Genomic DNA, 18,357 nt, shown 5'->3' with positions numbered 1-18,357 from the left:
GCAACGGAACTGACCATCCACGTTATTACAGAGTCAACGGAGGGTTCAGTGGGGTTTAGCCCCCTAGGGGGTTGCCATCGTTGAATCTGGCCATGTTCAGAATATTATGGCACTGGATTTGTCATCCGAGTAATTACGGAGAATTTTTGGGATTTTAGACTCCGCCTCAAGCGTAACATGCCCCAATGGTGCCCCCCGCCATGCGATCGCCCCATGAATTGACGTTAACTTTGATTAATCTGTCTCGATCGAGGAAGCAAGCTCAGCCAGTTCCATCACGTCATAGCGCTCAAACGGCTGATGAATCCAGGGATTATGGGGTAAATAACAGTCGTAATAATCCGGGGCGATTGTTGAACAGCCCTTGTACCAAATCACGGCCGTGCGCAGATCGCTGAGATCGTAGCGATCGCGCAGCCACTGGATCGAAGCCTTCAGGGTTGCTCCCGAATCGGCCAAATCATCCACCACCAACACCCTCGGCCCCAGGCGATCGCCCGTCATGGCCAAGCTTTGGGCAAATTTGAGCTGCCCCCGTTCCCGTCCCAGCTCTCCGGCATAGGAACTGGCAAACAGAATGGCTAAGGGTTTGTGAAACAGGCGCGAGAAAATATCACCCACTCGCAGACCCCCACGAGCTAAGCAGACAATTTGGTCAAATGCCCAGCCCGATTGATGCACTGAACAGGCTAACCGTTCGATCGCCCGGTGATAGTTTTCCCAGGAGATGTATAAATCGCTACTTAGATTGTTATTTTCTATCCGTGATTGCCGATTGGGTGTTTCAGTCTCGATCGGGGTTCCAGGGGCGATCGGGGATGGGGCTTGGGAATTGCAGGGCGAATCAGAGGGCATGGCAACCATATCCAAGAGGGGCATCCATCAAATCATCAAACAAATATTCAAATCATCAAACAAACATTGAATAGATCAAATAGATTGAAGAGCGCGATCCGTAACGCGATCATCAGCAAGGGCCAGTGCGGACAATCGGGAAACCGGGAATCCAAACCCACAACAAAGAGCGGCCATCAACTCATCTCCAGCCCGATCGCATAGATCCGGGTATGGAGAATGGGTCGATCGCCGCTGCGATTTCAGACTTGGGCAGTGATTACGAGTCGGGCCTACGAGCCGGGCCGTTGGAACCTGTTGATTGTTTTTGATCGGATAGCCCCATCGAAAGCGGTCTATTAGATCCAACTATTAGATCCAACTAGAGCCAACTCCAATAGATCCAACAAATCCAACAGGCTTTTTCAACAGCTACTAGCCAACTCTCAAGCCCTACAGCTTGGCCCCGCAATGGGAACAGAACTGGTGACTCGGGTGATTATCCGTTTGGCAGTTGGTGCAAGTTTGGTGGCTCACGGGAGTTTCCCGCTTCACTTCCGGTAAGCCCAACATTTGGGCATTACTCTTGCCGGGAGCCACCATCGGGTAGCAGTTTTCATCGCGCCGCACCCGCACATCCAACAGCACCGGGCCATCATAAGCCAGCATTTCTGCTACGGCCGGCGCAAGCTGGCTGCGCTCCGTCACCAAAATGCCCTTGATGCCAAAGGCTTCGGCCAACTTGCCAAAGTCGGGCATTCCCACTTCCATGTTGGACGACGAGTAGCGCTCACCATAGAAGGCTTCCTGCCATTGGCGCACCATCCCTTGCCAACCGTTGTTCACAATCACGGTCTTGGCATTGATCCCAAACTGGGCCAAGGTTCCCAGCTCCTGGATATTCATTTGCACACTGGCATCGCCGGCCACGCAAATCACCTGGTGGTCTGGCAAGGCGACCTTTGCACCCATGGCCGCCGGAATCCCGAAGCCCATGGTTCCCAAGCCAGCGCTGGAAATCCAACGACGGGGGCCGTTCTTCAGGAACTGTGCCGCCCACATTTGGTGCTGGCCCACATCGGTGGTGTAGTAAGCATCGGGGGCTTGGCGACCCAATTCCACGATCACTTCTTGGGGGGCGATTTCGTTGTCGTAGCTGGGCACCACCAAGGGATAGTCGGTTTTCCATTGGTTGATACGGGTGTGCCAAGCGGCCGTTTGGGCCGGATCGCTGACGATTTCCAGTTCCCGCACCCGATCGAGCAGTTCAATCAGCACTTGCTTCACATCACCGACGATCGGCACATCAGGCACGCGGGTTTTGCCCACCTCGGCCGGATCGATGTCGATGTGGATCACCTTGGCGCGACTGGCGAACTCATCGAGCTTGCCGGTGACGCGATCGTCAAACCGCGCCCCCACCGCAATCAACAAATCGCACTCGGTCACGGCAAAGTTGGCGTAGGCCGTGCCATGCATTCCCAACATGCCCAAGGCCAGAGGGTGATGCTCATCAAAGGCCCCCTTACCCATCAGGGTGGTGGTGGTGGGCAGGCGGAAATGGTCGGCCAAACGGGCAATTTCCGCATGGGCCCCGGCCGCGATCGCCCCGCCACCCACATAGAGCAAGGGACGCTGACTATTGCGAATCAGTTCGATCGCCTGGGTGATTTGGCGCGGGTTGCCCTTCACGGTCGGCTTGTAGCCCGCCGGCCGGATCGCTCCCGGCTCCACCGGCACATAGTCAAATTCTTCCAGGCCCACATCCTTGGGCACGTCAATCAGCACCGGGCCCGGACGACCGGAAGAGGCGATATAGAACGCTTCCGCCACGATCGCCGCCATATCGGCCGGATCGCGCACCACGTAGGAATGCTTAACGATCGGCAGGGTAATGCCCCAAATATCCGTTTCTTGGAACGCATCGGTGCCGATCGCCGTGCGCGGCACTTGGCCCGTAATCACCACCAAGGGAATCGAATCCATGTGGGCCGTGGCAATCCCCGTCACCAGGTTGGTGGCTCCGGGGCCGGAAGTTCCGAAGCAAACCCCCACCTGGCCGGTGGCGCGGGCGTAACCATCCGCCGCATGGGCCGCGCCCTGTTCATGGCGCACCAAAATATGTTTTAGTTGGCCCGATACTTCAAAGCCGTAGAGTGCGTCATAGATCGGCAGGATCGCGCCGCCGGGATAGCCGAAAATGTGCTTCACACCATGACGGCACAGGCTATCGAGCAGAGCATAAGCGCCCGTGCGCCGCGTCACAGGCACGATCGAAGAGTCAATTTGGGAAGCGTTTCGCGATCGCACGAGCAGGAACCTCTAAAGGCGAAGAGTAAACGGTGGGTAAACGATCACATCGAAGGAAAGCTCTACCACAACATGACTTCGATCGGTGCGATCGTAACCTAGTTTACCGATTGATCGGGATTGGAAGCTAGGTCTCTGTCAAGGTTTTCTGGCCCCGATCGCGAGTTTGGGCATGGGGGCAATTCGGTTGCGATCGGGACGCTGTGGTGATCCCCCGCTCAGGATCAAAAAGTGATGTAGATCACAAATTTCTGATCCGCTTAAGGTTTCTGATCCACTTCAGGTTGGCAATCCAGCTTGCTTGCTGATGCTGCTTCACCTGGAGGGTTTGGCTTTGCCGTTCAAAAATTGCTGATACTGGCGCAAAATCATGCGCTGAACCGCAATAATCGCCGGATTAATTTCCACATACCGCCGCTGGGGATCGCGATCGATCGCCCGTTGCTCGCTTTCCATCATTTCGATGTCTTGATTCAGAAAGCGCATAAAGATTTTTTGCTCAATTAGCTTGGCAGCCCAGGGCCGCAACACCTGCACCAGCCAACCGGGCAACCCCAACCGCAAAAAGAAAATCGCAAACGATCGGCTCTCCCGCAGCCCCACCGGCAGGCGCATCAAGTAAAGGCTCGAAACTCCTTCTAGGCGACTAAAAAAGTGCGGATAGCGATACTGCACCGTCACGGTTTTGGTGGTGACTTGATCGGCCGACTCCGTAAAGCCCAAAAACTTCGCCATTTGCCCCTTGTAGGACACACGGTAGTCCGCCACGATCGCGTTGCCTTCGTCCTTGAGCTTCAGCAACACCGGATCAAACCAGCCCTGCAACTCTTCGTGCAAAAACCCGTGGAACACATCCATCGAGTTTTCATTACAAACCGAAAAATGGGCCCGAAACTGTCCCGTCACCGGCACGGCCAGCCATTGGGGATCGTCAAATTCGGGAATTTCCGGCAGCGGCATTTGATCCGCTAGGCTCTGGTCGCCGGGAAACACCCAAATGATCCCGTAGCGATCGACCGCTCGATAGCTCTGGGCTTGGGCACAGGGCAGCTTTTGACTCGGTGGCAAGTAGGGAATCTTGCGACATTGGCCCGCTCCGTCAAACTCCCAGCCATGGTAACGACAGGCGAGATGGTCGCCCATCACCTTGCCCCGGCTCAGTTCCACGCCGCGATGGGGGCAGGCATCTTCGAGGGCCTGTACGGCTCCCGATCGATCCCGATAGAGGGCGATTTTTTGCTGCCACACTTCCACGCCCAACACTTGCCCCGCTGCCAACTGGCTAGACCAAGCCACCGCGTACCAGAAATTGGGATTAATTCCCGCCTGGCGCACGCTGTTTTGCACCTCGTGCTGCTCTAGGGCGATCGCCCTGATGGGGGCTGTTCCGTCGCTGGAATCACCCAAGGCCGAATTGGCAGACTGCTCAGGAGTCTGATTGGCAGATGTCACCATGACAACTTTGGCAACTGATTGGCAACTAAACGACTCTGCCAGCTTAGTACAGCGTCGTTCTTGTGGTTTAGGTCGCTCGATCGCAAAAACGGAGAGAGAGGGATTCGAACCCTCGTTAGAGTTACCCCTAAACAGCATTTCCAGTGCTGCGCCTTCAACCGCTCGGCCATCTCTCCAGATGACAGGACGTTATCTTATCAGGCTGATGCCGGTTATGGGAAGAGAACGGTAAAATCTAGCTTCAGCGCGGCGGCAATCCCTGCGACCCGATCGCGCTGTGCTGGTTGGCCCCTAGATGCCCAAATCCCCCATGACCTACAGTGCTGAAGATCGATCGACCGCCACCCAAACCTATCGGGTGCGGATTCATAACCGCCAGCGGGGCACAGTTCATGAAGTGCAAGTGCCCGGCGATCGCTATATTTTGCAGTCCTCGGAAAATCAAGGGGCAACGCTACCTTTCTCCTGTCGCAACGGGGCTTGCACGGCCTGTGCGGTGCGTGTGCTGGAAGGCAAACTGAGTCAACCGGAGGCCATGGGCCTGTCGCCTGCTTTGCGCGATCGGGGCTATGCCTTGCTCTGTGTCAGCTATGCCGAATCGGATCTGGTGGTGGAAACCCAGGACGAAGACGAAGTATATGAACTGCAATTTGGCCGCTATTTTGGCAAGGGCAAAGTCCGCCGCGGCCTGCCCCTGGATGAAGATTAAGTCACCGGATCGGGTTCAACCGTCACCCCAAGGGCGATCGAGCACCCCATCAACCAGCCCATTCGCGACCCCGTCAGCAATCCCACACATCGGGACGGCCACCAGCCCCAAACAGCTCGCCAACATACCCACTCAACTCCGAACCGGGCCACTCCCGCAAGTCATTCGCAACCACCCCTGGCGCAGGGCGATCGCCCTTGGCCTGCTCCTGGGGTTGCTGACCAGTTGTGGCAATTCGTCCCTCGCCGGGGTGCAGGTGGTGGTGAACTGCGTGCCCAGCGGCAACACCCTGGAGGTGCGCGGCACGGGGGCCGATGCCAAGCGGCTGGAAACCGTCCGCCTTTTGGGCATTGATGCTCCGGACTTGCGCCAACAGCCCTGGGGGATTAAGGCCCAACAAACCTTGATGGAGTTGGTGGCGGGGCAAACGGTTTGGTTGGAATTTGAGTCCGGGGAAGCACGCGATCGCCTCGGTCGCCTCTTGGCCTATGTTTGGCGGGATGGGCAGCTTGTGAATGAGCAACTAACCAAGGCGGGCTATGCGGTTCCGGCCAGTCGATCGGGGCTGCTGAAGTACGATCGCCGCATTTTCTACGCCCAGGAATATGCTCGGATTTTGGAGTTGGGTGTTTGGGATCCCCGATCGCCCATGCGGTTGCGGCCCAGCGAATTCCGTCGCCAAAACCCCTCCTAACTGGCGGAAACAGACTGCGAGGTTAATCAACAGCTTTTGCAGGATGCATAACCTTAAAAAACGTCGGATTGAAGCATGAGTCAGTTACCGGATCAGGCAACATTGCAACGACTGCTGGAAATTGCCACGGAAGCGGCCCTGGCCGGAGCGGCGGTGGTGCGATCGTTTTTGGGCAAAATCGAGGCCGAGGAAAAGGGGCGATCGGGCGACCTGGTGACCGCGGCCGATCGCGCCTCGGAAACCGCCACCATTGAGGTACTGAGTCGCCACTGTCCGCAAATTCCCATTTTGGCGGAAGAGTCCGGGGCGATCGGGGGAACCCAAAACAGTGACTATCTTTGGGCGATTGATCCCCTGGATGGAACCACCAATTTTGCTCACCAATACCCGTTTTTTGCCGTTTCGATCGGGCTGCTCTTTCAAGGTCAACCGATCGTTGGGGTCGTGGCCGATCCCGAGCGCGGGGAACTATTTCGAGCGGCCAAGGGACTCGGGGCCACGCGCGATCGCATCCCCATGCGGGTGTCACGCACCGATCAACTGAGCCGCAGCCTGTTGGTGACCGGTTTTGCCTACGATCGCCGCGACACCAACGACACCAACTATCCCGAATTCTGCTACCTCACCCACTTAACCCAAGGGGTGCGGCGTGGCGGATCAGCCTCGATCGACCTGGCCTATGTGGCCTGTGGGCGGTTGGATGGCTATTGGGAACGGGGCCTCTCCCTCTGGGACATTGCCGCCGGCATCGTGTTGGTGCAAGAAGCTGGCGGCCAAGTCAGCGCCTACGATGGCAGCCCCGTCAATCCCAGCAGCGGCCGACTCGTGGCCACCAACGGCCACCTACACAATCAACTCTGCGCGGCCCTGGCAACGGTTCCCAAGCTCGACCTGTGGCACCAGCCCCCCACCACCTGGCCGAAAGTTGGTCAATAGGGCCCATTGGGGGTTAATCAATCGCAAGATGCCTCAGACCCCACCCACAATCAAGATCACCATGGCCACCCCAGGAACCCGATACACTACTAGATAGCGATTAACCAAATAGCAATTCAACGGCAATCCTTGAGATTGCCCCTCAGGCTGCATTCAGCCCAACAGCATCCAGCCCGGCTCCATCCGGCCAGGCTCTGCCCCTGTTCCGTCTACTTCCCCTGCTCCCATCCCCCTTTAGCGACTCACAGCACCGGCGGCGCGCTATGTCATTCGAGATTCAACGAGGGCTTTTTGGTCACGATGTGACGGATCACTATGCCATCCTGGGCATTCCGTTGGGGACAGATCCCAAAACCGTGCGCAAGCGGTTTTTACAAATTGCCCCCCGACTGCATCCCGACACCTGCTCCGCCGCCAATGCTCAGGGCAAGGCCTATGCCCAGCAACTGATGTCGCGGTTGGTGAACCCTGCCTACGCTACTCTCTCTAACGATGCCAAGCGGGCGGATTACGAGGCCGTGTTGCGCACGTTGCATAGCCGCTTGCCCCAACAAATCAACAGGGTGGCCATCCAAGGAGACCTAGCCCGCGAGCTAAGCCAAGCCACCAATGTACAGGGTACGTATCTCAAGGCGTTACAAACCCTCACCGCCAGCCAATACGACGATTTGGAACAGGTGCTGAACCGGATTGCTGAAATCAGCGAGTTGAATTTGGTTTATCTGCTCAAAACCGCAGCGGGCAGCGCCAGCCCAGCGCGTCCGGCCGCTGCTCCCCCACCACCACCGCCGGCCCAGCGGCCCGCGCCCACTCCCACCAGTGGCGGGGAAACCACGGGGGCCCGAGAAGGAACCGCCAGCAATACGCAGTTTGTGCTGCGGGCTTTGCAGCGGGCGGAGGAATTAACTGCGAAGGGCCAATTTGCGATGGCGATGCAGGAGTTGAAGGATGCGCTGAAGATTGATGGAAACAATGCCGATTGCCATGCCTGGTTGGGCAAGGTGTATTTGACTCAAAAACAAGGAACCTTGGCCAAGGTGCATTTGACGCGGGCGTTGGCGATTGATCCGCGCAATGCGATCGCCCTGGCCGCCAAGCAGGAACTCGATCGCGCCACGGGCGGCCAAGCCACGGGCCAAGCCACGGGCCAAACCGCCAAACCCAACAAACCACAGCCCAAAACGATCGGGGGCGGCAAAGATAAACCCGGCGGTGGGTTGTTTGGGGGCCTGTTTGGCCGTAAGAAGTAGGGGGCCGATGTTCACTGCCCGATCGATTTCGTTTCCCCCCTGACACCATGGCAATTCACCAACCCCCGACCGGCGCGCGCGATCTGTTGCCCCTTGATGTGGCCCAGAAGCATTGGATCGAAACCAAGCTGCAAGACGTGTTTCAGCGCTGGGGCTATCAGTGGATTGTCACGTCCACCCTGGAACGGGTCGATGCATTGGTGGCGGGCGGTTCGGTGCGCCGGGACAAGGTGATTCAAATTTATGACAGCGAAAGTGAAGATCTGGGGCTGCGACCGGAGCTGACGGCCTCGATCGCCCGGGCCGCCGTCACCCGCATGGCCGGCGTGACCCACCCCCAGCGCCTTTGCTACAGCGCCAATGTGTTTCGCAAGCCCCCCAAGGGCAGTGCCAGCCGCCAGCAGGAATTTTTCCAATCGGGGGTGGAACTGTTGGGTGCTGGGGGCGTGGCGGCTGATGTGGAGGTGCTGTTGCTGCTGACAGACTGCCTGGAACGATCGGGCGTGGCCGATTGGCATTTGCTTTTGAGTGAGGCGGGCTTGACCCGATCGCTCCTGGAACCCTTCCCGCAACCCTGGCGCGATCGGGTGCGTTCGGCCATGGCACGGCTCGATCGCCTGGCCATCGAAGCCATGCCCCTTGACCCCGCCCTGCGCGATCGGGCTTTGATCTTGTTTGATCTGCGCGGCCGCCCCATGGACGTGATTCAACAGGTGGGCCAACTGGACTTAACCCCCGACCAGCAAGCCATGCTCGATCGGCTCAAAACCACCGTTGACCTGCTGCAAGATTACGGTCGAGCCACCGAACAAACCCTCCCGATCGTCCTGGATTTGAGTCTCATTCAAACCTTCGACTACTACACCGGCATCGTCTTTGAAGCGATCAGCAGCGCCGACACCGGTCACGAAATCCTCGGCCAAGGGGGGCGCTACGATCAACTGCTGGGCCTATACGACCCCGACGGCAACAGCTATCCCGGCATTGGCTTTTGCTTAAACCTGGAACCTTTGCACCGCGTCCTTTCCAGCGGAGAGCGCCTGCCCAATCAACTGCCCGCCAGTGACTGGTTAGTGGTTCCAGCGGGGCCGCGCGCCCGGGCCGCGGCCTTTGTCTATGCCCGCCGCCTGCGCACGGAAGCCCCCAGCCTGATTCGGGTGGAGTTGGACTTGCAACCCACGGTGACTCGAGAATCGGCCCGCGATCGCGCCCGGGCCCGGCGCATCGGGCGGCTGGCTTGGGTACAAGAGGACGGCGTGATCGAAACGGAAACGATCACCAAACGCAAAGGGCCTGAAGCCCCCTAGCGATCAGGCCCATCAGTCATCAGCGAATCCGCGAGAACCGGATCCGTTTCCAGCAAATCCCCCGTGGACGGCAATTGAGCATGGGGAGACGTTTGCAAGAACAGCCGATAGCGATCTAACTGGGCCGATCGCAGGCTGCGGCGCAACTCGTTGTCATACAACCCCTCAAGCACCACCCGATCTTCCTTCTGGGTGGTTTCCGGGGCCAAGGGTAATGGTTCCGGCCCATCGATCGAAACCAGGTTGTACTGGACATTTTCCGTGTAAATCGCAAACGTCACATTGAAAATGTCAAAGAAATATATCGCCCAGCGGCATTTTTCTTCATCAAACTGTTCGTAATATTTCACCAATCGCGCAATACACAGATCCAAGTGCGATCGGGTGCTGGGGGCAATCAAAACCAACTTCAACAGAAAAATGGTCAGCGTTAACGCACTGCCATTCGACAAAATGAGCAGAAAAAGCCGCGAGGGATTATGCAAATCTTCCGTCGTCAGAAACTGAATTAAGTGGCGGCAGGTCTCCGCCTGCAAATCTTCCGTAATCACCTCATCATGATGTTCCGCCAGCAAGCTCGCTAACTTGTCTTGTAACTTTTGGCGAACCACCTTCGTCATGTGATCTTGGGTACTTTCCAATATGATGTATTTCAGCAGACTTTTTTTATAGCCGTGATACCTCAGTCCTTCCGTTTGTTGCAGAAACAAATTGGACAGGCTGGAGTAGCTGTATTTTCCCGTTCTCAAAACAATTGATTTCACAATTTTGAGCACCTGATCACCCAAATTGGTTGGATTTTTCAGGCGCTCTCGATCGCTCCGGCTCGATTGAGACTTGGCCATATACATCGCCAAATCAAACTTAAAACGCTCCCGCCACTGTCGCGCATAGGCCGCCGCCGCTTCCCGTTGCTCTAAGGGGTTGTTGGGATCCACCGATTGGGCCACCAACAGTTGCCCCACGTAACGACTGCTCCAATGCTGCTCATCAGGTGTAATAGCAGTTGCTGTAATCTGATCGGACTGCAATCGAGTGCGCGTGGCCGTCATTTCTGACTGACTTTGGTCAGAAGCTTGGGAATGATCTAGCTCGTGACGCGCAATGAAAAGTTTTAGCTCGTCATAGTCATTACTACTAATGAAATCCGCAACCCACTGGCGCACCCGATTCAACGACAAGGACGCGCTATCACTATGTTCATGGGAATGCTCAAACATCGCAATCAGGCGATAAATAAAAGCCTCATTCCGACGACTAGCCCAGTTATTAATCAAGATGTAGCAAGACCGCTTGAGAGTAGTTTGAAAGGCCTCTTGATTATTGAGAAAAACCAGTTGATATACAGCATTTAAAGGTTTGCTATCGGTTGTGTCACAGCAGTTAATAAACAAGCAGCAAAATTCATCCAGAACTTCTTCCGGTGAAAGATTCTGCACCGATCGAATCAGATGCTGAAAAATAATGTCTTGAATTTGTGGCACCGTTAAACGGCTTGGAAGTTCACCCTTGGGCGCAGGCGAAGCCCCCAACCCCTGAGAATCGGACTGGTGGCGGCTGGCAGATCGATCGCTCATGGCAGAAAGAGGAGAGGAGGGCAGTAGAGCGTCCATGGTGGAGTTGTGCCGAAAACCCATCGGTTGTAGATGCAATGAACCAGAAGTAATAAGTTAACTGGGGTTGAATGGGTTAGAAATTGCTCATTTCAACGGATCACCAACCTGCCGCATTAGCCCGGAACCTTCACTCGCTGAGATCGCAGCCATCATTCTCAGTGATGGCTGTTAGCGGCTGTTGCTTGATGCTTGCAGTTAATCAACTCAATCAGCATTGAGCAGCAGGCATCAGCATTTGTCAGCGCCAATTCCTGTTAATTCTTGCCCATCCTTAATTCATGAGTCACGAAGTTTTGTGATGGCAACCAGGAGGAAATCGCGAGCAACAGCAAGTTGGTGTTAAAAAAAGCACTTAATAACACTTAAGTATGAACATATCCCGAGTCTAGCAAATTCAGATTCACTCTCGGTAGAGTGTTGTCAGCCCTACCCCCCAAATACTTCACCATTGACCGCTAATGGTTCAAAAATCAAGCTTTATTGGCTGTCATGGATTTTGGAAAAGTTCCCTAGTTCTACGTGGGGATACTGGAATTTCTGTAAGGCTGGGTTGAAGAATTTGTATTGCTCAACAAAAAACCCCTGAACCATGAACCAGTTCAGGGGGTGATGACTTGACAGTCAATTCAGTTGTTAACTCGTGATGCCCGAGAGCACCACAAAGCCCAAGACCATTAGCCCGTGATGCCCGAGAGCACCACGAAGCCCAAGACCGCCGCAAACACGATCAGCGCGTAGAACTGGGCGCGACCGTTCTCGAAGTACTTCAGACCTTCGCCGGAAATCAGGGTGACGAAACCGGTCAGGTTGACCGCACCATCGACGATTCGGAAATCCACTTCCATCACCTGACGGGCCAGGCGACGGCTACCTTGGACAAACAGCCGATCGTAGATTTCATCGAAGTACCACTTGTTCAGGGACAGGCGGTAGAGGAAGGGAATCTTTTGGGCGATCGCGCTGGGGTCGATCGACTTCTTGAAATACATCAAGGAAGCCAAGGTAATCCCGATCAACGCAATCCCAACGGAGTTGCCGCCCATCACCAAAAACTCGGTGAGGTTAAAGGCGTGTTCCGCGTGCTCGGCGGCGTGGGGTGACTCCAGGAAATGCTCAAACAGGTTGTTCCAGGGCACACCCAACAACCCGATCAGCATCGACGGAATCGCCAACACTACCAAAGGCAACACCATCGTGGTGGGCGACTCATGCGGCTCGTGGGCGTGGTGATGGTCGTGGTCGTGGCTCAGTTCCTTGGGATCCATCGCGCCGGGGCCGAAGTTCGGGGTCACTTCCACGGGCACGGGCACAGCGGCCGCCGCCAACAGTTGCTCTTGGATCGCCTTGTCGTTGCCCCGGAATTCGCCTTCAAAGGTGTTGAAGTACATCCGGAACATATAGAACGCCGTCACGCCAGCCGTGACCCAGGCGATCGCCCAGAGGGCAGGGTTGGCCTCAAAGGTCAGACCCAGAATTTCATCCTTCGACCAGAACCCGGCAAAGGGCGGAATTCCGCAAATGGCCAGCGTTCCAATGAAGAACGTGGCGGCAGTAATCGGCATGTATTTCCGCAAACCGCCCATCAAGCGCATATCCTGCGCCAGCACGGCGTTGTGGCCCACCACCGCTTCCATCCCGTGAATCACGGAGCCAGAACCGAGGAACAGCATCGCCTTGAAATAGGCGTGGGTCATCAGGTGGAACATCCCGGCACTGGATGCACCAACGCCCATGGCCATCACCATGTAGCCCAACTGGGACATGGTGGAGTAGGCGAGGCCTTTTTTGATGTCGTTTTGGGTGATGGCGATCGAAGCGCCCAGCAGGGCCGTGAAGCCGCCCGTCCAGGCGATCACGGTCATCACGTCGGGCAGTCCTTCAAACACCGGAATCATCCGGGCAATCAGGAACACACCCGCCGCCACCATCGTTGCCGCATGGATCAGGGCGGAGATCGGCGTGGGGCCTTCCATTGCGTCCGGCAGCCAGACATGCAACGGGAATTGGGCAGACTTGGCGACGGGGCCGAGGAATACGAGGATGCAGAACAGGCTGGCCACGCCCGCGCTCAGAGAGCCGGAAGACACCAGCTCTTGCAGGCGATCGCCCATCACGTTGAAGTCAAAGCTGCCGGTACACCAGTAGAGCGCCAGCAACCCGAGCAACAGGCCAAAGTCACCCACCCGGTTGGTTACGAAGGCCTTTTGACAGGCATCGGCAGCGGGCTTGCGATCGAACCAAAAGCCGATCAGCAAATAGGAGCACATCCCCACCAGTTCCCAGAACACATAGATCTGAACCAGGTTGGGGCTGATCACCAGGCCCAGCATCGAGGAGCTGAACAGGCTGAGGTAGGCATAGAACCGCACATAGCTCGGATCATGGGCCATGTAGCCATCGGTGTAGATCATCACCAAGAACGCCACGGTGGTGACAATCACCAACATCAGGGCGCTCAGGTGGTCGATCGTGTAGCCCATCGTGATGTGGAAGTCTCCGGCGGCCGCCCATTCAATGTTGCGGGCGAAGGCTTCGTGGCCGTTGAGTTGGCTCCAAAACAGGGCAAAGGCCATGGTCATGGCCCCACCGATCGTGGTGAGGATGACAATCGCGTTAATTTGCCGCAGCTTGTTGGTGAATTGGTTAAAGGAAATCAGACCCAGGCCGACCAGCGCTGCACCAAGCAACGGCAAGACCGGCACGAGCCACGCATACTCGTAAAGCGGTTCCATCGCACAAGCCTGTGTTACAAGACAGGACGTTCAAAAGTTGTCTGGCCGGGCGATCGGGCTGAGGCTGGTGACGGGGAGTGCAGCCAGTGACGGATGCAGCCAACAAACGGCCCCAGAGTAATCGTCACGATCCGGCAAAACCAGTGACTATTGTGGCATGGGTGGCCGAGGGCGATCGGGCAGTTTTGCGTTGGTATTTGGGATCACAGGGCGATCGGGCAGCCCCTGAGTTAAAAACGAGTTACAAACCTCTTTACATTCCTTAAAAAGCAGTTACAATTGTTTACAACACCCCAAACAAGAGCAACCACCATGACGCAACGCGGCTACACCACGGAAGAACTGGGTCGTTTGAACAACTTCGCCGTTGAACCCAAGGTCTATGTAGACGACGTGCAGCGTGTGGGCTTCACCCAATACGCCGAACAACTGAACGGTCGCCTGGCAATGATTGGCTTCCTGTCTGCCCTGGCTGTGGAATTGGTCACCGGCCATGGCGTTGTAACCTGGCTCACCAACCTGTAATTGACCCACCACCCCAAGACTCGCGGATTCTCATTTTTCAAGGGATCCGTTCTCAGCAAGTCTTCTTTTGGTCAATCAACATTAAGTTTCCCTTCGATCTCTAAAGAATCCATCACCTAAGGAATCATCCAGGGCTGCCTAGGCAGTCCTTTTTTATTTTTTATTGCCCTATTTTATTGCCCTATTTTGTTGCTCTATTTTTGATTTCTGAATTCTTCATTGGATTTATTCCTTTTTTGATCAATTCTTTGCTGTTTACGGCACTGGCGGCGATGGATTGGGGTTGCCTAACCCGGCCAAATTAGCCACCTCAAAAGACCAAATTGGCTGGCAGGGGGCCAGCAGCCCCCCAAATATCGCCGCCAGCAAGAGACTTCTAGATCTGTAGCCCAGAGACCCAGGCCTAGAGACCCAGGCCTAGAGACCTAGGGCCTATCGTCATTTCCTGGGATCTAGGCGGAAACGATTGATTTTCCATATCCCAGTCGTCATAACAAGGGGCTTGAGCATCTTGTCCCCCACGATCTGCCAACGGTGGAATCAGGGTTTCAGGTGATTTGACGACACGCCCTAGCCTAAAAATCTAGAGCCTAGAGATCTAGGCGCGGAATCCTCGTTGGTGCATCACCAAATCCATGAACTCCTGGCGGGTTTTCGGATCTTCCGCAAAAACTCCACGCACCGCGCTGGTCACAGTCCAGGATCCTGGTTTTTGCACCCCACGCATCACCATGCACATGTGGGTTGCTTCCACCACCACGGCCACCCCTTGGGGCATCAGCAACCCTTGAATCGCATCGGCAATTTGGGCCGTTAGCCGCTCTTGCACCTGGAGCCGTCGGGCATACATTTCGCAAATTCGAGCAATTTTGGACAGGCCAATCACTCGGTGATCGGGAATGTAGGCCACGTGGGCCCGGCCAATAATCGGCAGGATGTGGTGTTCGCAGGAGCTAAACAGGTCAATATCGCGCACCAAGACCATTTCATTGGCATTTTCGTGAAAAACAGCACCATTGAGCAGTTCATCTAGGGATTGTCGATAGCCCGAAGTCAGAAACTGCAAGGCTTTGACCACTCGCTTGGGGGTGTCGCGCAGGCCTTCGCGATCGGGATCTTCCCCCAATCCAATTAACAGCGTCCGCACAGCTTGCTCCATCTCGGCCTGGCTGACGGGGGGGTTGGCCGCCGTGGTGATCAGGTTGGGCCGAGGTGACTCGATCGAAAGGGTCATAGGGATTGAGATCGCGGTGAATTGGCGTGGATTGGGAAACGCCCACCCAGCCCGATCGGGTAGGTGAGCGTACAGGTTGAAGAGATTCAGAGTTTGGGCGGCGCAACCCATCCAGCCCTAGAAACCAGCATTGGCTCTATGACTTGGGTTGGCATCAGACCAGTTATTTGGAGCAACTGGCTTGAATTTCCCTTTAGAAATTATAATGATAATCATTCTCATTCGATCATTTTTGCATTAACTCGCTGATGCAACTCGCTGATGCGAGAGGCTTACCCATCGATCGCGCCGTCTCTAACCGCGCCATCTCTAACCGCGCCATCTCGATCGCACTGACTTTTGAAAACGACTTTTGAAAATCGGAGTGTTTTAATGACCGTCACCCCCATTTCGCCGACCACTGAGGCAACAGCCAACGCCGCCATGGAACTGGAGCCAGCCACGGCGGGGCAATCCACAGGGCAATCCACAGCGCGATCGGACTCAAGCACGGCCGCCCAGACCACAGACCCGATCGCCCCGGAATCCACATTGGAACCAATCCTGGAACCAACAGCGGAACCGATCGCGCGGCCACGGCGATTGCGCCGATCGGCCACCCTGCGGCGAATGGTGGCAGAAACGGTGTTGACGGCCAAAGACTTGATCTATCCGGTGTTTGTGATGGAAGGGACGGGGCTGGTGGAGCCAATTCCCTCAATGCCCGGTTGCGATCGGCGATCGCTCGATCGGTTGTTGGAAAAGTTGCAGATGGTTCAAGGGGTGGGCATTGGGGCGATCGCCCTGTTTCCCGTGATTCCGCCCGCTCAAAAGGACGCGATCGGCTCCGAAAGCCACAACCCCAACGGCCTTGTGCCCCGGGCCGTCAAAGCCATCAAAGCCGCCTTTCCCGATCTATTGGTCTTGACGGATGTGGCCCTCGATCCCTATACCACCCACGGCCACGATGGAATTGTGGATGAGGCGGGACGGATTTTGAATGATGAAACCGTGGCAGTCTTGACCCAACAGGCCCTGGTGCAAGCGGCCGCAGGGGCGGATTTTGTGGCCCCGTCCGACATGATGGACGGTCGAGTGGGGGCCATTCGCCAAGCCCTGGATGCGGCTGGATTTTGGCAAACGGGCATCCTGGCCTACAGTGCCAAATATGCCTCGGCCTATTACGGCCCCTTTCGAGATGCCCTGGATTCCACCCCGCAGTTTGGGGATAAGAAAACCTACCAGATGGATCCGGCTAATCGACGGGAAGCGCTCAAGGAGGCGCTGTTGGATTTGGCGGAAGGGGCGGATGTGTTGATGGTGAAACCGGCTTTGGCCTATTTGGATATTATTTGGCAACTGAAGACCCAAACCCAACTGCCGGTGGCAGCCTACAACGTGTCTGGGGAATACGCCATGGTGAAGGCTGCTGCCGAGCAGGGGTGGATTGATGAACGGGCGATCGTGCTGGAAACTCTGTTGGGCATGAAGCGGGCCGGGGCCGATTGGATTTTGACCTATCACGCGGTGGACGCGGCCCGCTGGTTAAGGGAGCGGCCCTAGCGGGTGGCTAGCTCGATCGCTCCCACAACCCGATCGAGCTGCTCCAGGGTCAGGCCCGGAAACAGGGGCAGCGAGAGAATTTCATTGGCTAACTGTTCCGTCACCGGGAAGGCCCCAGCTCCGTAGCCCAAGGATTGCAAGGCCGGTTGCAGATGGCAGGGAATGGGGTAGTGAATGCCCGCAAAGATCTGTTGCTGTTGCAGGGCCGCCAGCAGTTGATCGCGATCGAGCCGACAGGTGGGCTGCACCCGCACCACGTAGAGGTGATACACATGGCCCGGCCCCGACTGGTTGGCGATCGGGACAAGACCGCGATCGGCCAGGGCTGCCAACCGCGCATCGTAGGCCGCCGCCAACTGGGCCCGGTCTTCATTCCAGCGGGGCAAATGGGGCAACTTCACGGACAACACCGCCGCCTGCAACGTGTCAAGCCGCGAATTCATGCCCAACTCTTCGTGGAAATATTTGCGAGGTGCGCCGTAATTGCGCAACATCCGCACCTTTGCCGCCACGGCCGCATCGTTGGTGACCACGGCTCCACCGTCCCCGATCGACCCCAAATTTTTGCCCGGATAGAAACTAAAGGCCGCCGCCCGTCCCAAGGAGCCGGCCAACCACCCGCCCCGCCGCGCCAAGTGGGCCTGGGCTGCATCCTCAAAAATCAACAGACCGGTGCGATCGGCCAAAGCCAACAGGGCCTCAGGATCCACCATTTGCCCATAAAGGTGAACCGGAATCAGGGCCTTGGTTTTGGGGCCGATCACCCGTTCCGCCGCCGCCAAATCGATCAGCGCCGTGTCCGGATCACAATCCACCAGCACCGGTTGGGCCCCCGATCGCAACACCCCCAGCACCGTGGCAATGAACGTGTTAGCTGGCACAATTACCTGATCTCCCGGCCCCACGCCACAGGCCGTTAGCCCCAAGGCCAACGCATCGGTTCCCGTACCCACGCCGACACAATGTTCAACGCCACAGGCCGCCGCAAAAGCCGCCTCAAAGGTAGCCAAAGCCTGGCCAAGCACAAAATCGCCCCGATCGAGCGTGCTGGCAATGGCGCGATCGAGTTCGGCCCGCAAGCGCTCGTGCTGAATCGACAAATCCACCAGGGGAATCGGCATTGCCATGGGCGTAATCGGAGCGGCCACCATTGGGCCCTGGGTCAGGGAAGCCGGCACAACGTCGGTCATAGTTAATTGCTCAATCCAAAAAG

General features: G+C 56.5%; 15 protein-coding genes and 1 tRNA gene. 8 read left to right on the top strand and 8 right to left on the bottom strand.

Annotated elements, in window-relative coordinates:
* Positions 1-234: 234 nt before the first annotated feature.
* The 4 genes from VPK24_RS00550 to VPK24_RS00535 all read right to left on the bottom strand — a co-directional run bounded on the left by VPK24_RS00550 (position 235) and on the right by VPK24_RS00535 (position 4,775).
* Positions 235-855, bottom strand: a complete 621-nt coding sequence (locus VPK24_RS00550) for a phosphoribosyltransferase (RefSeq protein WP_393009760.1) — start codon at positions 853-855, stop codon at positions 235-237.
* A 432-nt stretch (positions 856-1,287) separates the two neighbouring features.
* Positions 1,288-3,144 (bottom strand): biosynthetic-type acetolactate synthase large subunit, encoded by a 1,857-nt coding sequence (gene ilvB / locus VPK24_RS00545; RefSeq protein ID WP_393009758.1) that lies wholly within the window; start codon positions 3,142-3,144, stop codon positions 1,288-1,290.
* A gap of 315 nt (positions 3,145-3,459) precedes the next feature.
* Positions 3,460-4,599, bottom strand: coding sequence for an aromatic ring-hydroxylating dioxygenase subunit alpha (locus VPK24_RS00540; RefSeq protein ID WP_393009756.1), 1,140 nt, complete (start codon positions 4,597-4,599; stop codon positions 3,460-3,462).
* 89 nt (positions 4,600-4,688) lie between these two features.
* Positions 4,689-4,775: transfer RNA gene (locus VPK24_RS00535), tRNA-Ser, on the bottom strand.
* Positions 4,776-4,909: 134 nt separating this feature from the next.
* Between VPK24_RS00535 and VPK24_RS00530 the strand changes: the two genes are divergently transcribed.
* From VPK24_RS00530 to VPK24_RS00510, 5 genes are all read left to right on the top strand, one after another.
* Positions 4,910-5,308: a 2Fe-2S iron-sulfur cluster-binding protein gene (locus tag VPK24_RS00530; RefSeq protein ID WP_099535405.1), complete on the top strand. Its 399-nt coding sequence runs from the start codon at positions 4,910-4,912 to the stop codon at positions 5,306-5,308.
* Entirely contained in the window at positions 5,298-6,002 is a 705-nt protein-coding gene (locus VPK24_RS00525; RefSeq protein ID WP_393009754.1) for a thermonuclease family protein, read from the top strand. Before VPK24_RS00530 ends, VPK24_RS00525 begins: the two co-directional genes overlap by 11 nt.
* 75 nt (positions 6,003-6,077) lie before the next feature.
* Positions 6,078-6,938: an inositol monophosphatase family protein gene (locus tag VPK24_RS00520; protein WP_393009752.1), complete on the top strand. Its 861-nt coding sequence runs from the start codon at positions 6,078-6,080 to the stop codon at positions 6,936-6,938.
* A 263-nt stretch (positions 6,939-7,201) separates the two neighbouring features.
* Entirely contained in the window at positions 7,202-8,188 is a 987-nt protein-coding gene (locus VPK24_RS00515) for a J domain-containing protein (protein ID WP_393009750.1), read from the top strand.
* Between the two features lie 47 nt (positions 8,189-8,235).
* Positions 8,236-9,495 (top strand): ATP phosphoribosyltransferase regulatory subunit, encoded by a 1,260-nt coding sequence (locus VPK24_RS00510; RefSeq protein WP_393009748.1) that lies wholly within the window; start codon positions 8,236-8,238, stop codon positions 9,493-9,495.
* On the opposite strand, the gene VPK24_RS00505 is transcribed toward VPK24_RS00510, so the two are convergent.
* Both VPK24_RS00505 and VPK24_RS00500 read right to left on the bottom strand, forming a co-directional pair.
* Positions 9,492-11,072: a hypothetical protein gene (locus tag VPK24_RS00505; RefSeq protein ID WP_393009747.1), complete on the bottom strand. Its 1,581-nt coding sequence runs from the start codon at positions 11,070-11,072 to the stop codon at positions 9,492-9,494. The two genes, VPK24_RS00510 and VPK24_RS00505, sit on opposite strands and share 4 nt — an antisense overlap.
* A 713-nt stretch (positions 11,073-11,785) precedes the next feature.
* Positions 11,786-13,843, bottom strand: coding sequence for an NAD(P)H-quinone oxidoreductase subunit 5 (locus VPK24_RS00500; RefSeq protein ID WP_393009745.1), 2,058 nt, complete (start codon positions 13,841-13,843; stop codon positions 11,786-11,788).
* A 143-nt stretch (positions 13,844-13,986) separates the two neighbouring features.
* Here VPK24_RS00500 and VPK24_RS00495 point away from each other — a divergent pair, with 143 nt between their 5' ends.
* Together VPK24_RS00495 and VPK24_RS00490 are read left to right on the top strand one after the other, a co-directional pair.
* Positions 13,987-14,109: a hypothetical protein gene (locus VPK24_RS00495; RefSeq protein ID WP_393009743.1), complete on the top strand. Its 123-nt coding sequence runs from the start codon at positions 13,987-13,989 to the stop codon at positions 14,107-14,109.
* Between the two features lie 46 nt (positions 14,110-14,155).
* Positions 14,156-14,368, top strand: coding sequence for a chlorophyll a/b-binding protein (locus tag VPK24_RS00490; RefSeq protein WP_099535357.1), 213 nt, complete (start codon positions 14,156-14,158; stop codon positions 14,366-14,368).
* Positions 14,369-14,966: 598 nt separating this feature from the next.
* On the opposite strand, the gene folE is transcribed toward VPK24_RS00490, so the two are convergent.
* Positions 14,967-15,602, bottom strand: coding sequence for a GTP cyclohydrolase I FolE (folE, locus tag VPK24_RS00485; RefSeq protein WP_393009741.1), 636 nt, complete (start codon positions 15,600-15,602; stop codon positions 14,967-14,969).
* A 372-nt stretch (positions 15,603-15,974) separates the two neighbouring features.
* Here folE and hemB point away from each other — a divergent pair, with 372 nt between their 5' ends.
* Entirely contained in the window at positions 15,975-17,144 is a 1,170-nt protein-coding gene (hemB, locus tag VPK24_RS00480) for a porphobilinogen synthase (RefSeq protein WP_393009739.1), read from the top strand.
* On the opposite strand, the gene VPK24_RS00475 is transcribed toward hemB, so the two are convergent.
* The gene (locus VPK24_RS00475; protein WP_393009896.1) at positions 17,141-18,280 is read right to left on the bottom strand and encodes a DegT/DnrJ/EryC1/StrS family aminotransferase; all 1,140 of its coding nucleotides are present in this window, start codon (positions 18,278-18,280) and stop codon (positions 17,141-17,143) included. The genes hemB and VPK24_RS00475 overlap by 4 nt on opposite strands.
* Positions 18,281-18,357 lie beyond the last annotated feature (77 nt).

The sequence above is a fragment of the Limnothrix redekei LRLZ20PSL1 genome (assembly GCF_043235035.1).
Taxonomy (GTDB): Bacteria; Cyanobacteriota; Cyanobacteriia; order CACIAM-69d; family CACIAM-69d; genus CACIAM-69d.
This window is presented reverse-complemented; position numbering and strand designations above follow the sequence as displayed.

Coding starts and splice junctions, on each gene's coding strand:
- hemB (WP_393009739.1), top strand. CDS start 15,975: ATGACCGTCACCCCCATTTCGCCGACCACTGAGGCAACAGCCAACGCC.
- VPK24_RS00550 (WP_393009760.1), bottom strand. CDS start 855: ATGCCCTCTGATTCGCCCTGCAATTCCCAAGCCCCATCCCCGATCGCC.
- VPK24_RS00490 (WP_099535357.1), top strand. CDS start 14,156: ATGACGCAACGCGGCTACACCACGGAAGAACTGGGTCGTTTGAACAAC.
- VPK24_RS00530 (WP_099535405.1), top strand. CDS start 4,910: ATGACCTACAGTGCTGAAGATCGATCGACCGCCACCCAAACCTATCGG.
- folE (WP_393009741.1), bottom strand. CDS start 15,602: ATGACCCTTTCGATCGAGTCACCTCGGCCCAACCTGATCACCACGGCG.
- VPK24_RS00505 (WP_393009747.1), bottom strand. CDS start 11,072: ATGAGCGATCGATCTGCCAGCCGCCACCAGTCCGATTCTCAGGGGTTG.
- VPK24_RS00500 (WP_393009745.1), bottom strand. CDS start 13,843: ATGGAACCGCTTTACGAGTATGCGTGGCTCGTGCCGGTCTTGCCGTTG.
- VPK24_RS00515 (WP_393009750.1), top strand. CDS start 7,202: ATGTCATTCGAGATTCAACGAGGGCTTTTTGGTCACGATGTGACGGAT.
- VPK24_RS00520 (WP_393009752.1), top strand. CDS start 6,078: ATGAGTCAGTTACCGGATCAGGCAACATTGCAACGACTGCTGGAAATT.
- VPK24_RS00510 (WP_393009748.1), top strand. CDS start 8,236: ATGGCAATTCACCAACCCCCGACCGGCGCGCGCGATCTGTTGCCCCTT.
- VPK24_RS00525 (WP_393009754.1), top strand. CDS start 5,298: ATGAAGATTAAGTCACCGGATCGGGTTCAACCGTCACCCCAAGGGCGA.
- VPK24_RS00540 (WP_393009756.1), bottom strand. CDS start 4,599: ATGGTGACATCTGCCAATCAGACTCCTGAGCAGTCTGCCAATTCGGCC.